The organism is Peptoniphilus asaccharolyticus DSM 20463, assembly GCF_900176115.1.
Lineage (GTDB): Bacteria > Bacillota > Clostridia > Tissierellales > Peptoniphilaceae > Peptoniphilus > Peptoniphilus asaccharolyticus.
In genome coordinates, this window is the sequence record NZ_FWWR01000009.1 from 565,046 (window position 1) to 581,102 (window position 16,057).

13 protein-coding genes and 1 other RNA gene are annotated in these 16,057 nt (G+C 31.0%); all 14 read right to left on the reverse strand.

All coding sequences use genetic code 11. The features are described from left to right. Position 1: 1 nt before the first annotated feature. The 14 genes from B8869_RS03420 to B8869_RS03485 all read right to left on the reverse strand — a co-directional run bounded on the left by B8869_RS03420 (position 2) and on the right by B8869_RS03485 (position 16,044). Complete coding sequence (locus B8869_RS03420) at positions 2-1,180, reverse strand: type II secretion system F family protein (protein WP_084230325.1); 1,179 nt, start codon at positions 1,178-1,180, stop codon at positions 2-4. Continuing rightward, on the reverse strand, positions 1,177-2,601 hold the full coding sequence (locus B8869_RS03425) for a GspE/PulE family protein (protein ID WP_084230326.1): 1,425 nt from the start codon (positions 2,599-2,601) through the stop codon (positions 1,177-1,179). Before B8869_RS03425 ends, B8869_RS03420 begins: the two co-directional genes overlap by 4 nt. Position 2,602: 1 nt before the next feature. Further along, positions 2,603-4,675: a type I DNA topoisomerase gene (gene topA, locus B8869_RS03430; protein ID WP_084230327.1), complete on the reverse strand. Its 2,073-nt coding sequence runs from the start codon at positions 4,673-4,675 to the stop codon at positions 2,603-2,605. Positions 4,676-4,805: 130 nt separating this feature from the next. Next, positions 4,806-5,753, reverse strand: a complete 948-nt coding sequence (locus B8869_RS12295; RefSeq protein WP_084230328.1) for a C40 family peptidase — start codon at positions 5,751-5,753, stop codon at positions 4,806-4,808. A gap of 142 nt (positions 5,754-5,895) precedes the next feature. After that, an RNA gene (gene rnpB / locus B8869_RS03440) (RNase P RNA component class A) lies at positions 5,896-6,229 on the reverse strand. 27 nt (positions 6,230-6,256) lie between these two features. Continuing rightward, the gene (locus B8869_RS03445; RefSeq protein ID WP_084230329.1) at positions 6,257-7,033 is read right to left on the reverse strand and encodes a Nif3-like dinuclear metal center hexameric protein; all 777 of its coding nucleotides are present in this window, start codon (positions 7,031-7,033) and stop codon (positions 6,257-6,259) included. Then, the gene (locus tag B8869_RS03450) at positions 7,030-7,695 is read right to left on the reverse strand and encodes a tRNA (adenine(22)-N(1))-methyltransferase (protein WP_084230330.1); all 666 of its coding nucleotides are present in this window, start codon (positions 7,693-7,695) and stop codon (positions 7,030-7,032) included. The genes B8869_RS03445 and B8869_RS03450 overlap by 4 nt, the downstream gene beginning before the upstream one ends. Continuing rightward, entirely contained in the window at positions 7,692-8,804 is a 1,113-nt protein-coding gene (gene rpoD / locus B8869_RS03455; RefSeq protein WP_084230331.1) for an RNA polymerase sigma factor RpoD, read from the reverse strand. The genes B8869_RS03450 and rpoD overlap by 4 nt, the downstream gene beginning before the upstream one ends. 11 nt (positions 8,805-8,815) lie before the next feature. Next, entirely contained in the window at positions 8,816-10,618 is a 1,803-nt protein-coding gene (gene dnaG, locus B8869_RS03460; RefSeq protein WP_084230332.1) for a DNA primase, read from the reverse strand. Then, on the reverse strand, positions 10,599-11,627 hold the full coding sequence (locus B8869_RS03465) for a deoxyguanosinetriphosphate triphosphohydrolase (protein WP_084230333.1): 1,029 nt from the start codon (positions 11,625-11,627) through the stop codon (positions 10,599-10,601). The genes dnaG and B8869_RS03465 overlap by 20 nt, the downstream gene beginning before the upstream one ends. A gap of 11 nt (positions 11,628-11,638) precedes the next feature. Next, the gene (locus B8869_RS03470) at positions 11,639-12,454 is read right to left on the reverse strand and encodes a pyruvate, water dikinase regulatory protein (RefSeq protein ID WP_084230334.1); all 816 of its coding nucleotides are present in this window, start codon (positions 12,452-12,454) and stop codon (positions 11,639-11,641) included. A gap of 8 nt (positions 12,455-12,462) precedes the next feature. After that, the gene (locus tag B8869_RS03475; protein WP_084230335.1) at positions 12,463-13,086 is read right to left on the reverse strand and encodes a helix-turn-helix transcriptional regulator; all 624 of its coding nucleotides are present in this window, start codon (positions 13,084-13,086) and stop codon (positions 12,463-12,465) included. 8 nt (positions 13,087-13,094) lie between these two features. Next, positions 13,095-15,170 carry a glycine--tRNA ligase subunit beta gene (glyS, locus tag B8869_RS03480; RefSeq protein WP_084230336.1) on the reverse strand — a complete coding sequence of 692 codons (2,076 nt, stop codon included), beginning with the start codon at positions 15,168-15,170 and terminating at the stop codon, positions 13,095-13,097. Next, the gene (locus B8869_RS03485) at positions 15,163-16,044 is read right to left on the reverse strand and encodes a glycine--tRNA ligase subunit alpha (protein WP_084230337.1); all 882 of its coding nucleotides are present in this window, start codon (positions 16,042-16,044) and stop codon (positions 15,163-15,165) included. The genes glyS and B8869_RS03485 overlap by 8 nt, the downstream gene beginning before the upstream one ends. Between the last annotated feature and the right edge of the window lie 13 nt (positions 16,045-16,057).

Sequence of the window (16,057 nt, forward strand, 5' to 3'; positions counted from 1 at the left end):
CCTATCCTATATAATTGACCACATCAAACATAGGCAGTGCAATAGATAACACAACAAATCCTACGAATATAGATAAAATTAAAATGATAATAGGTTCAATAAAAGCTAAAAACTTTTTAGAATCCATATCCAATTTCTTCTCATAATATTTTTTTAATGAATTCATCACTTTTTCTATAGAAGATGACTTCTCTCCTACTCTTAGTATTGAAAGAGATATGTTGTCAAAAAATTTAGAACCCTTTAATGACTCTGCCAAATCCACTCCGCCATATAATTTATCAACCGCTTTGTATATTTCTGCTTTCATATGCAAATTGTCTAAAGATTCTCTTGATATTTTGAGCGCTTCTGAAACAATCACTTTAGAATTTAATAAAAAATTCATCATAGCTATAAAATTATAAGATTGAATAACTCTATACAATTTGGACTTTAATAATATATTTTCTAATTTTAGCTTCCCAGAATCTGTCCTTATATAAATTAGAGCTGAAGCTATAATTAAAATAATTGCAGAGAAAAAATATATAAAGTTTAATCTTAAAATATTAGATGCCTTTATAAGTATTCTTGTTATAAATGGCAATTCAACTCCAGACTCAGCAAATATATTAGAAAAAGTAGGCAATATATACAAAACTAAAAAGTTCATAATCAGAATAGTAGATATGAATAAAATTGCAGGATATGTAAGAGTTGTGTACAGCTTTTTCTTAAATATTTCTTTTTCAAAATAGTAATTTGATAACTCTTTTAACACCAAATCCAGTTGTGCCGACTCTTCTCCTATTTTGATCATATTAACAGCAAACTTTGGACAAACCTTTTCATCACCTATGGATTCAGACAATTTCATACCACCAGCTATATTTTTGTATATATTTTTTAAATGCATAGCTTTACTCTTTGCATAAGTATTGGACAAAATTAAAACAGCCTCAGGAATACTTATTTTTGACTCTATCAGAATATGAAGTTGATAGAATAATATGTACAGATCTTCATTTTTGAATTCTCTGTTTTTATAATTTTCTAAATTCAGCTTAGACACCTTGTCTATCTTTACTATACTATACCCTCTAGAAATTAGTTTTTCTTCACACTCTAATAAACTATCAGCTTCAATTTGCCCATCTATCCTCTCATTGCCATTTAAAACTGTATACCTATAAATCATAGCTCACCTGTAGACTCAACATTTTTATAAATTTCCTCTAATGAGGTTACACCACTGCTCAACATATGTTTCATACTATCTTTTAAAGAAATCATATTTTTTGAACATAAATCTCTAAATTCTTTTAAAGACACTCCTTTTACAATTGCTTCTTTAAGTTCATCATTTAAAATTAAGATTTCAAACACTGCTGTTCTTCCAACATATCCATTCCTACATTTTTTACAACCAACAGGTTTATAATGAGTTATCTCTCTATTAAAAATGTCTACATACTCCGTTACAGGTTCTGAACAATCACAAAGCTTTCTAACCAACCTTTGAGATATTATACCTATAAGTCCGGCTGATATAAGATAGTTTTCTATCCCCATATCCCTCAATCTGTAAATTGCAGATGGAGAATCTGCTGTGTGAATAGAGGATAATACTAATCTACCTGTAATAGCTGCTCTAAGGGCCGTTTGTGCCGTTTCTTTATCCCTTATCTCGCCTACCATTACTTTGTCTGGATCAAGTCTTAAAATACTCTTTAATCCTTCGTTAAAACCTCTACCCAGCTCTTTATTTATTTCAATTTGATTTATTCCATCTATCTTGTACTCAACAGGATCTTCAACAGTTATAATATTTAGTTCTCTTGAATAGATATGTTTTAAAAGCGTATATAAAGTGGAAGACTTCCCACTTCCAGTTGGCCCTGAAACGAGTAACAACCCACTAGGTTGTCTAACAAGTTTTTTAACCTTCTCAGCATCTTCCCCAAACAGCCCTATACCATCCATAGAAAAATCGATTGCAGTCTTATCCAAAATTCTCAAAACAATCTTTTCATAAATTGCCGTCGGAATTATAGCAACTCTTATATCCACAGACCTATCGTCTTTTTTAAAAGTAAATCTTCCGTCAAGCGGTTTATTTTTAACTGTGTAATCTAAATTAGATATAACTTTTATTCTTGTGGATATTAGATTGTAGCTAAACCTTGAAATTTTGCTCACATCATGAAGTATGCCATCTATCCTCATTCTGACCACAATCTCATTTATTTGAGAATCAAAATGTATATCAGATGCCCTTTTTTCTAAAGCATATACCAATATAGTATCTAGAGCTTTAGAAGCTTCTGAATCACTACTAAACTCAGTATTTAAATTGGTATTTTTATTTAGAGAAAAATTTAAGATGAGTTTATCGTCACCCAAGTCATAAAATTCATCTCTCTTAAAATTCAACAACTTAGTATTGATAACTTCAAACCCTATATCCTTTTGAAATATAATTTTTAAAGCATTCTCAATATTCTCACTCGCTTCATCAGTAAAGAACATAACAATATCTTCTAATTCACACTTATAGACAACATTATATTTTTCTGAAAGTTCTTTGGGAAACTTAACTATAAACTCATCTCTATTCATTTTATTCCTCGATTGTATCACGATAATCACAATTTGGATTGCTACACTTAATTCTCTTTTTACCTTTTCCTTCCATTTCAGTTAAAATAGAATCGCACTTAGGGCACATTTTGTCTATAGGCTTATTCCAAGTTACAAAATCACACTCTGGATAATTATCGCAACCATAGAATTTTCTACCCTTCTTGCTTCTTTTAACGACTATTTCTCCACCACACTTAGGACACTTTACTCCTATTTTTTCAACGAGCGGTTTTGTATTTCTACAATCCGGGAATCCAGGACAAGCTAAAAACTTCCCATATCTTCCCATCTTTATAACCATATTTCTTCCACATTTGTCACATATGACATCTGTCTCTTGTTCTTTTATTTCAACTTTCTCAATATTTGCTTCTGCTTTGTCTAAATCCTGTCTTAGTTTAGAGTAAAAAGAAGATATAATCTCTTTCCATTCTCTTTCTCCATCAGCTATTTCATCAAGGCTAGTTTCCATGTTAGCCGTAAAATCTTTATTTATTAAATCTGAAAAATTGTCAGTTAATATTTCATTTACAGTAACGCCCAACTCTGTAGGAACAAGCTTCTTCTCATCTACTACTACATAATATCTTGAAAGCAGTGTTGAAATTATAGGCGCATAAGTTGATGGTCTACCTATTCCATACTCTTCCAAATATTTGATTAAACTAGCTTCATTATATCTTGCTGGAGGTTGTGTAAAATGTTGATTCGGCATAATTTCTTTCGCCTTTAATACATCATCTTTGACTAATTCAGGTAAGATATTATCTTTTTCATTAGAGTAATTATAGACTCTTGAAAATCCATCAAATTTTATTTGAGAACCTGAAGCTTTAAATATATTGTCATTTGATAAAATATCCAAACTCATAGTTGCGTATTGGGCAGCTTTCATTTGTGAACTCACGGTTCTCTTCCATATTAATTCATATAATTTATATTGATCTTTAGTAAGAGAGTCCTTTATTAAATATGGAGTCTTGAATACATCAGTAGGCCTAATACACTCATGCGCATCTTGTACGTTAGATTTCTTATTTTTATTCTTGTGAAACTCTAGGTACTCTTTACCTATTTCATCGCTTATATAAACTCCTATGGCCTTCAAAGCCTCATCACTTATTCTAGTAGAGTCAGTTCTCATGTATGTTATCAAACCAACAGAACCTATTTTCGGTAGAGCTACACCTTCATATAAACTTTGAGCAACCATCATAGTCTTCTTAGTAGTAAAACCAAGTTTTTTAGAAGCCTCTTGTTGCATAGTTGAAGTTGTAAAAGGATTATAAGGATTTCTAGATCTTGTACCTTCTTTTAAAGAGTGCACTATAAAATTATCCTCATCTATAGTTTTTAAAACTTCGTTGGTTTCTTTCTCATCCTTTAAATCAAGTTTTACAGCTTTTCCATCTTTTAATTTACCATAAAATTTAGTTTCAAAAGATTTTCTACCTTTTTTTAGTATAGCCTCTATTGACCAATACTCTTCTGCAATAAACTCTTCTATTTCTCTTTCTCTATCGCAAATAAGCTTTAAAACCACAGACTGAACTCTACCTGCTGATAATCCACTCTTTACTTTTTTCCAAAGTAAAGGTGAAATTTTATATCCAGCAAGTCTGTCTAAAACTCTTCTTGCTTGTTGAGCATCTACCAAATTTATATCAATTTTTCTTGGCTTCTTTATATTCTCTTTAACAGTATCCTTTGTTATTTCGTTAAATGTAACTCTAATAGGAGTATTAGGATCTAAACCCAATATATAACTCAAGTGCCAAGAGATAGCTTCACCTTCTCTATCGGGGTCAGTTGCGAGATATATGTTGTCGCTATCTTTAGCTTCTTTCTTTAATTCCTTTATTAACGGTCCTTTTCCTCTTATATTTATATACTCAGGATCAAAATTATTTTCTATATCAATTCCTAGTCTGCTCTTTGGTAAATCTCTTATATGTCCAACAGACGCCATGACTTTATAATTTTTACCTAACATTTTCTTTATTGTCTTCGCCTTAGTAGGCGACTCTACAACGACTAAATTCTTAGTCAAATCAACACTTCCTTTAAGTATTTTCTTAATTCTTACATCCATCATATCAAACTAAATAAGTTCACACAACTTAAATTTATATATAAAAAATCCAAGGTTTTCGCCTTGGATTAGTAAATATCAAATTAAATTATAATACTCTTGTTGCATTTACATATCTATCATTGTAGTAATCTTCACTTAAATTTGAAGTTATAACCTTTCCTTGACCACTTGACGCATGAATAAATGCACCATTTCCTTTGTATATTCCAACATGAGAAACTCCGCTTCCAGTTGTATTAAAGAAAACTAAGTCTCCAGGTTGTAACTCATTTCTAGAAACTTGCATTCCATATTTAGATTGGTCTCTAGATGCTCTTGGAAGATTAATTCCCATTTCATTTTTATAAACTGCATAAACTAAACCTGAACAATCATATCCAGTAGATCCTGTTGAACCATAGATATATGGAGAACCTAATTTGTTAGTAGCAGAATAGATAGCTGATTGAGCTGAAGCACTAGTAACTTCTGCTGAATAAGCAACACTTGCTGAAGCAGTAGCTACATTAGCTGAACTCTTTGTAACAGTCATCTTAATTTCGTTATCACCATAAGTTTTAGCTTTTGCAATAGCATCTTCCTTATTTATGTTCTTTACATTAGAAGAAACAAATTCAAGAGCTTCTGCAATAACATTTCCATTTATTCCATCTTCAGTAGTAACATTTAAAACGCCATCTTTTTTAGAATTTAATGTAACATTTTCTCCTAAAAATAGATTTCTTAGAATTTGATTTTCATCATTCTTAATTGCTACTGATTGTACGACTTTATATGTTGATGTTGTAACTTCTGTTACAGCAATTTTTGACATTGGTATTGTTACTCTAGCAGCACCTTTAGCAACTATGTAACCTCTAGCAGAAGTTTCTACAATCTCTGCCTTTTCACCAGTTTCAAAATAAACTTGATTTCCGCTATAAGTAGTTTGTACGTGGTTGCTTATAAAAATTCCGGTATCCTTTAGCCCTAATATGGAAACAACTGCTAGAGCTGCAACTCCTAGAGGCACCCTCTTACTTATATTAAACAATAAAAACACTCCTTATACTTTATAGACTTCTTATCTTTTCTAAAGTATAACAAAATGGTAACAGAAAAGCAATAAAAAGATTACAAAACGTTAAATTTTTTTAACTCTTTTGTAATCTTTTTTAACTTAAATTAATTTAATTTTAATGAGTAAGTTTATAAGCTGCGTTCTGTCTTGTTCAATCATCTATCTAGATTATTTGTCACCAAATAATTCAAGCGACCTACCTCCCGGCAGATGCGAGCAGCATCTGTTTTGTCCTATTTTGGTCTTGCTCCGAATGGGGTTTACATAGCATTTTCATCACTGAAAACCTGGTGAGCTCTTACCTCGCCTTTCCACCCTTACCTTTTTCAAGGCGGTATATCTCTGTTGCACTAGCCTTAGGGTCGCCCCTACCAGTCGTTAACTGGCATCCTGCTCTGTGGAGCGCAGACTTTCCTCATCAAAAATGATGCGATTGAATAACTTACTCTTATTTAATTTTAACAAATTTTAATATTTTAATCAAGTTTTAAGGTGAAAGCATTTTCTGACAGAACTTTTATTTCTAAATCGAAGTTGTCCTCAATATATTTTTTAAGCCATGCTAAAGCCAACTTTTCACTATCATTATGACTTATATCTATTACAATTAAGTCATTTTCATAAGCAAATTGAGCATCATGATGCTTAACATCTGATGTTATATATACATCTGCTCCAGATTCTATAGCTGCTTGCATCTCACTGGCTCCAGAACCACCTAACAAAGCTATTTTAGATAGATTCTTTTTTCTTCTGCCATATATTCTATAGCTATCATCTAACAAATTTTCTTCTAAAAATCTTAGAAGTTCAGAAATATCTCCAAACTTTTTGTTTTTACCAACCAATCCTAAACCACTTTTGGTCTCTGTAATTATTAAATCTTCAGAATCTTCAAGGCTTAAAAAATCAAAAAGAACTTTATTCACACCCTGCTTCGAAACATCAAAAGAAGTGTGTGCAGAATATACTCCTATATTATTTAAAATCAATTTTTTTATCATCTGTGACTTGTAATCGTCTTTTATCGATTTAATTCCTAAGAAGAACAGTGGATGATGAGTTAAAATTAAATTAAACCCATTATCTATTGCATAATCAACTCTATCTAAAGTTAAATCCATACATATCAAAACTTTAGACACATCTGCACTATTTTTTATCTGCCAGCCACTGTTATCCCATTTTTCTTGATATTCAGGATTAGCAAGTCTTTCTACATATTCTACAATATCTACTGATTTATAACTCATAACAACCTCTGTAATCTATCATTTTTTGATTTTATAAAATCAATCTTATTATTTTCTGTCTTAGATTTTTTTATATTCTCAATTATATCTTTGTTTTTTTTAATTTTGTGATTTATAAACTCAGTGCAAATCTTCTCTTTTTTATCATAAGAAACCTTTGGAATTTCAAAGTATATCTCATCTACTGAAGTCTTTTCTCCTGTGTATACAACTTGAATTATTTCAAAGTATCTAGAATCTTCATACACAATTTTTTCGTCTATGAATTTATATTTCTCGTATAGATACTCTCTTAAATATTCTGTTCCTTGCATTGGCTGTAAAATAAGAGATTTTAAATTTCTTACAATTTCTAAATTCTCTTCCAAAATCTTAACTATTAAATGTCCACCCATTCCTGCTATTATAACTTCATCAACTTCATTTTTTTCAAGTACATTAAGTCCGTCTCCAAGCCTTGGATAGATGTTATTAAAACTCTTTACTATCTCTTCACTTTTTCTCAGGGATGGTTCACTTATATCAGAACAAACTATGTAGTTTGATATATTATTTTCAGATAGAAAAATAGGCACCTGACCATGATCGGTGCCTATATCTGCTACTTTTGAATTTTTTGAAACCATCATTGCAATTGTCTCTAATCTGTTTGATAATCTCATTCCAAAAAGTCCTTTAATTTCTTACTTCTACTTGGATGACGCAACTTTCTAAGAGCCTTAGCTTCTATTTGTCTAATCCTCTCTCTAGTTACATCAAATTCTTTTCCAACTTCTTCCAAAGTTCTAGCTCTTCCATCTTCTAAGCCAAATCTCAATGTCAAAACTTTCTTTTCTCTCTCTGTAAGAGTTTCTAATACAGTTTCTAATTGTTCTTTTAACAGAGTGAACGTAGCTGCATCTGAAGGAGATAGAATTTCTTCATCAGGTATGAAGTCTCCCAAATGAGAATCTTCTTCCTCTCCTATAGGAGTTTCTAAAGAAACTGGTTCTTGAGCAATTTTTTGTATTTCTCTAACTTTTTCTACATCCAAGCTCATCTCTGCCGCTATTTCTTCAGGAGATGGATCTCTTCCAAGTTCTTGAACTAATTGTCTTTGAACTCTAACTAATTTATTTATTGTTTCTACCATATGCACGGGGATTCTGATAGTTCTTGCTTGGTCAGCTATAGCACGAGTTATAGCTTGTCTTATCCACCATGTAGCATACGTTGAAAATTTAAATCCTTTTGTGTAGTCGAATTTTTCAACAGCTTTCATAAGACCAAGATTTCCTTCTTGGATCAAATCTAAAAAGCTCATTCCTCTTCCAACATATCTCTTGGCAATAGAAACTACAAGTCTTAAGTTAGCTTCTGCCAATTCTTTTTTAGCTAATTCTTCACCTGTCTCCATACGTTTGGCAATAGAAACTTCTTCATCTCCAGTAAGTAGTGGTATTTTACCTATTTCTTTAAGGTACATTCTAACAGGGTCATCTACACTAACCCCTTTAGGAACTGATAGATCTTCTTTTTTTATGTCTTCATCGTCGTCTACTTGATTAGAAATTTCAATTTCTATCTTTTCATCGTCTAAAAGTTCTATACCTTCGCTCTCAAAGTCTTGATATATTTTATCTATCTCTTCACTTTCCAAAGGTATTTCTTCAAGAGCCGCAACTATCTCTTCATAAGTAAGATTACCTTTTGCCCTACCTATATTTCTTAACCCACCAACAATGCTTTCTTTTGAATGAGGTTTATTTATATCATTAAGTTTTTCTGTCATTTTTTAGCCTCCTAGCCAGGAAGATTTAGCTTAAGATTTAGCTCATTTAACTCATCTATCAAGCCATTTAATTCTTGCACATCAAATTCTTTCTTACCATCTAGAGATTTAATCTTTTCTAATAATTTATCTCTTCTATCTTCTAAACTATAATTTTTAATTGTATCTATTAATTCTTTCAAAATGTCTGTAGAATTTCTCAAATCTACTTTTACTCCCATCAATTTAGATAAATATTCTTCACTTATTAGCTTATTATCTTTAATATGCTCTTCTAAATTATCTAAATCCGATTCGGTATATAAATTTTTTATAATCTCAAAAGCATCTCTTTCCTTCATTCCGCTAAATTCATATGATTCTAAATTAGAATCTACTATATTGAATAAATCTCTACCATGTATTAAATATGAAATAAGCTGAACTTCAATTTGAGCTCTTGATTTTTTTACATCTAAAGAATTTTGTTCCTTTTTTACAAGATTCTTTTTTTCGACAAACTTGTCTTTTTTTAATTTACTTTTAAAATCTCTACCCTTTAATTGAATATAAGATATTATAGACTCTGATTTAATCCCAAAATTTTTTGATATTTTATCAATGTATACATCTCTTTCAATTGGATTTTTGAGTCTAATTAAGAGATCAGAAACCTCAGTTGTAAAGCCAACAATTCCCTCAGATGAATTTAAATTCCATCTGGACTTTATCTTGGCTATTTTATAGTCCAAATAAGTGACAGCCTTAGATAATTCTAACTCAAAATCTAATTTGCCATACTTTCTAACAAAATCATCAGGATCCATTCCATCTGTGAGTTGTATTATTTTAGGTTTCACATTTTGTGATAGTAGTATATCTATCGCTCTGTCTGTCGCTCTAATTCCTGCCTGATCTGAATCATAACAGATGTAGACCTCTTCAGCATACTTTTTAATAAGCTTAGCTTGATTTTCAGTAAAAGCCGTCCCGAGGCTAGCTACACTATAATTTATACCACTTTTATAAAGTGAAATAACATCCATATATCCTTCAACCAATATAATTTTTCCAGTTTTATTCTCTTCTTTTACTTTATTTATGTTATAGAGATTATCGCCTTTATTGAAAATAATAGTGTCACTTGAATTTAAATATTTTGGAATTGAAGAATCAAGAGTTCTGCCACCAAAAGCAATAACTCTTTTAGATATATCTAATATAGGGAACATAATTCTATTTCTAAACCTATCTATGTATGTCCCTCTTTTAGACTTACTTATCAAATTCGCCGCTTCTAACTCTTCATCTCTATAGCCTTTTGATTTTAAATAGTCATATAAATTAGTCCATCCATCTGGAGAGTATCCTATTCCAAATTTAAGTATTATAGACTTATCTATTGATCTATTCTTCAAATAGTTTAAAGCTACAGAACTTTTAGTTAAACAATTCATATAATAAATAGCAGCATCTCTATTTGCTTCGTAAATCTTTTCTCGTAACTCTCTATGTTGTTTAGATTCGTTATTTTTATATTCTTTTAGCTCTATATTGTATTTATTTGCCAAAAATTCAACAGCTTCTCTAAAAGAAAGATTTTCTTTTTGCATTATAAAGCTTATATGGTCTCCCCCAACTCCACATCCAAAACATTTGAATATTCCCTTTGTTGGAGACACTGAAAAAGACGGTGTCTTTTCATTATGAAATGGACACAGTCCCATATAGTTAGAGCCACTTTTTTTCAAAGGTAGATAATCAGATATTAAATCAACAATATCTACTTGAGCCCTTATCTTTTCTAATACTTCGTCATCTATTATATAACTCATTAGCCCAACCCTTTGGAATAAACAACTTTTTATATATTTCGACTACATATATATCAGTCATTCCTGCGATATAATCACTAACCACATCTTCATCTATATGTTCTCTATCTTTGTATAAATTTAAGTGAGCTTCTGGGATTCTCTTTAAATCTTCCATGTAATAATTAAATAGAGATTCTATTATGTGGTATATTTTTTCATTTTCAGATTTTACAGTCTTGTCATAATAAACATTTTTAAACATATACTGTCTAAGTTCTAATGTAGCTCGTTCTATGTCCGGCTCCATCTTTACAAAATCTTTATGATAAGAATTTTTATATATTGAAGTTATCATAGTATCTATTCTCTTAGAGTGCCCAGAACCTAATATCTCTGTCAACTCAGAAGGTAAATCCCTCTCTTTTATAATTCCAGCTCGAATAGCATCATCAATGTCGTGATTAATGTAGGCTATTCTATCTGCATATTTTATAATTTTACCCTCTAAAGTTTGAGCCTGTCCTTCTCCTGAGTGATTTAAAATACCATCTTTTACTTCATAAGTTAAATTTAATCCAACTCTATTTTCAGTAGTAGCTAAAAATTCAACCACTCTTATAGATTGTTCGTTATGTTTAAATCCATTAGGATGTAATCTATTTAAGATTGTCTCTCCACTATGACCAAAAGGAGTGTGACCCAAGTCATGTCCCAAAGCCATTGCTTCAATTAAATCTTCATTCAATTCAAGCAACCTACCTATTGTCCTAGCTATTTGAGCAACTTCTAAAGTATGAGTTAATCTAGTTCTAAAATGATCTCCTTCAGGTGAAATAAAAACTTGAGTCTTATGTTTCAGTCTTCTAAAAGCTTTAGAATGTAATATTCTATCTCTATCTCTTTGAAAGCATGTTCTCATATCGCAATCCTCTTCGGGAACCAATCTTCCTTTTGATTGGTCTGAAAAAGTTGCGATCTTATATAAAATAACATGTTCGAGTTCTTCTCTTCTCTTTCTAGGGATCATTTTATCACCTCTTAAAACACTTTTTTCATATGTTCTATTATAAGTTCAGCTGTTTCTTCTATAGCACTATTAGTTACATCAAAAACTACACATCCTAATTCTTGCATAACCTTTTTAGAATAATCTAATTCTTCTTTTACTCTTTCTATATCCGCATACTTAGCAGATGAAGAAAGACCAAGTGCTTTTAGACGTTCTGTTCTTATAGATATTAACTTTTCCGGATTGCAAGTAAGTCCTATTACTCTACGAATATCTTTATCGTAAACTTCTTTAGGAACTGGCACTTCTGGCACCAACGGTATATTTGCAACTTTATAATGTTTATTAGCCAAGTACATTGACAAAGGAGTCTTTGATGTACGAGATATACCAACTAGACAAATATCTGCTTTTTTAGCCCCTCTAGGGTCTTTTCCATCATCATACTTAACAGCAAACTCTACTGCTTCTACCTTTTTAAAGTAATTTTCATCAAGTCTTCTGATAAGTCCAGGTTCTCTTAAAGCTTTATAACCTAAAACTTCTTCAAGTTTAGCTAATGGTTCTCCCATTACATCCACAACTTTTAAATCTAACTCTTCTGCTTTTTCTTCAATAAAATCTCTAGTTTCTTTGACAACGTTGGTGTAAATTATAAGAGACTTTTCTTCCTTTGCTGCTTCGTATAAAATCGGTTCTATTTGTTCTATGCTATTATGATAAGGATATCTTTTTACCTCATAGTTGTGTGTTTCAAACTGTCTGACACTAGCCTTAGCTATAAGCTCTCCGGTTTCTCCTACAGAATCCGAAATTACATATATTACGAGTGTATTCTCTGTCATTAGTCCTCCTAAAAATCCTCTCTAACCAAATCTACAAAAATTCTAGTAATATTTGTCTTTGTAAATCTTCCGACACATTTCAACCCTGTTTTAGATTCTCTTACCACAGGTAAGGAGTCAATCTTATGTTCAAAAATCTTTATTGCCGCATCTAATATATTGTCATCTTCTTTAACATAGATTATATTAGGCATTCTTGTCATTATAAGGCCCACAGGAGTTATATTTAAATCCATTTTACCAAGAGTTGTTCTAAGTAAATCTTTTCTAGAAACAACTCCTGACAAAACTCCATCTTGTGATATAAATATTGAGCTTACATTTTCTAAAAACAATCCCACTATGACATCATATACACTAGTGTTTGCATCCATAACCACAGGAACACTCATTGTATCTTTTACAAGAATTGTATCTACTTTCTTTTTAAATCCACTTGATTGATTTTCCATAGAATAATAGTATCCAACTTTAGGACGTGCTCCTAAAATTTCTATCATTGTAAGTATGGTCAAATCACTTCTTATAGTAGATCTGGATATATTTAGCTCCTTAGCTATTTCATCACCCGTTATAGGCCCTTTTTCTTTGACAATGGCAACTATTTCGTTTTGCCTCTTTGTTAACTCCAAAACTCACCTCAATTTATAACAAGTTTTTTAATATCCAATATCTCCTTAATTACTACATCTATTGAATTTAATAAGCTCATTCTGTTATTCTTTAAATCTTCATTTTCACTTAGAACAAAAATATTTTCAAAGAAATTTTGAATTGGAACTGAAAGCTCAGCTAAATCATTAATAGCTTTTTCATATTCTCCTAATTGAATTGATTTTTCTACAATTGGAAGAATTTCTTTAGATTTATTATATAGTTCGATTTCTTCTTTTTCTGTTAATAAAGTTTCATTGATTTCAGCTATCTTATCTGCTTTATCTAACATATTTTCAAGTCTCACAAAACTATCAACTACATCTTTTCTATCTTCTTTAAAGAAATTATTTAAGTCTTGAGCCTTTGTAAATATATTTAGTATATTGTCACTATTTCCAAGAACTGCATCAATTACGTCGTATCTTATTTCTTGTCCTTGTAAAATTGTTTGAACTCTACCCTTGAAGAAATCAATTATTTCTTTTTTAACTACGTCATAATCAAATGCAATTTGTAATCCATCAGTATATAAGAAAAGTGATGAATCTATAAGATCGCTAAGTGATATATCCCATTTCTTATTTAGAATTATATTTATAATACCTATAGCTTGTCTTCTAAGTGCAAATGGGTCTTGAGAACCAGTTGGAATTAATCCCACTGCAAACATACCACAAATACTATCAAGTTTATCGGCTATTGCAAGTACAGAACCTACTGTTGACTCTGGTAACTTATCTCCTGAGAATCTTGGCATATATTGTTCATTTATAGCTTTAGCTACTATTTCAGGTTCACCAGAATTTTCCGCATAGATTGAACCCATCACACCTTGTAATTCTGTAAACTCTTGAACTAATTTTGTAGTTAAATCAGCTTTGGAAAGTTCTGAAGCTCTTTTCAAATCTTCCTTAGTAGTTTCTCCAAGTTGTAATTCCTCTCCGATTTTAATTGCCAACTTAGTATCTCTGTCTGTCTTATCTGACATATTACCTAATTTTTCGTGGAACATTAGGCCTGTTAGATTAGATTTATAAGCTTCTAAAGGTTTTGAGATATCATCTTTATAGAAGAATACAGCATCTTCTAAACGAGCTTCTAAAACTTTTAAGTTTCCGTTTATTACTATGTCTTTATGGTCTTCATTACCATTTCTAATAGTTATAAAGTAAGGTAATAATCCACCATTTGAATTATAGATTGGTATAAATCTTAAATGGTCCCTCATAGGAGTTGTTATAACTTCTTTTGGTAATTGTAAATATTTTTCTTTAATTTCGCCCATAATAGGAGTTGGATATTCAACAATAAATGTCAACTCTTCAGTTAAATCTTCATCTGGTATTAATTCTCCATTTACAGATTTAGCTAATTTCATTGAATCATATTTTATAATATCTCTTCTTCTATCTTGGTCTAAAATTACATAGTTTTCTTCTAAAAGTTTTTCATAGTTATCTACGTGATCAACAACTATGTCACCTTTTCCTAAAAATCTATGTCCATAAGTTACATTAGAAACTGTTATTCCTTCAAATTCAAATGGAACTACTTCATCATTTAGAATAGAAACTACCCATCTAATAGGTCTTGCAAATTTTATTGCCTTTCCGCCCCATTTCATATTCTTAGGGAAGTTAATAGATTTTATTAAGTCTGACATATTATCAGAAACTATTTCTTGAAAACTTGCGCCTTTTTTATGAATTTTTGCATAAATGTACTCAGTACCTTTTAATTCTTTTTTAAATATATCTTTTTCAGTAATACCCTGAGATTTCATAAAACCTTGTAGTGGCTTAGTAGGATTTCCAGCTTCATCAAAAGCTATCTTAGCTGCTGGCCCTTTAACTTCTAAATCCACATCAGGTTGTCTTTCATCTAATCCATTTATAAAAAGTGTAAGTCTACGAGGAGTAGCATTTACCTTTATTGATTCATATCCTAAAGAATATTCCTTCATCAACTTATTTGCTTTTGCTTCTAATTGGTCAATCGCCATCTGACAAAATCTTGAAGGTAATTCTTCAACTCCGATTTCTAATAAATATTTATTCAACTTCAGCACCCCTCTTTAATGGATATCCCATTTCTTTTCTTTGCTCTAAATATAAACTAGCAACTTGTCTAGCAAGGTTTCTAACTCTGTGTATATAACCTGTTCTTTCAGACACAGAAAGAGCACCTCTTGCATCTAATAAGTTAAAAGCATGAGAACACTTTAAACAATAATCATACGCAGGAAGAGCTAAATTTTCTTTTATAATTCTTTCGTATTCATTTTCATAAGTATTGAATAGTTCAACTAACATTTCGGTATTGGATACTTCAAAAGCATATTTTGATTGCTCATATTCAGCAACTTTAAATACATCGCCGTATTTTACATTTTCATTCCATTGAATATCATATACATTAGATACATCTTGAAGATACATAGCTATTCTTTCAAGACCATAAGTCAATTCAGCAGACTCTAATTCACAGTTTATTCCACCAACTTGTTGGAAATATGTAAATTGAGTTACTTCCATACCGTCTAACCATACTTCCCAACCAAGTCCCCATGCTCCAAGAGTTGGTGATTCCCAGTTGTCTTCAATAAATCTTATATCGTGTTTTAAAGGATCTATTCCTATCTCTTTTAGAGAATTTAGATATAAATCTTGAACATCTTCTGGTGATGGTTTTAGAATCACTTGTAGTTGGTGATGTTGATATAATCTGTTAGGATTTTCTCCATATCTACCGTCTGCAGGTCTTCTTGATGGTTCTACATAACAAACCTTCCACTCTTCGGGTCCTAAAGCCTTTAAGAAAGTTTGAGGGTTCATTGTTCCCGCACCTTTTTCGATGTCATATGGTTGCATTAATATACAGCCTTTTTCTTGCCAATAATTTTGTAATGTTTGTATCAATTCCTGAAAGTACATTTGCTCCTCCTTC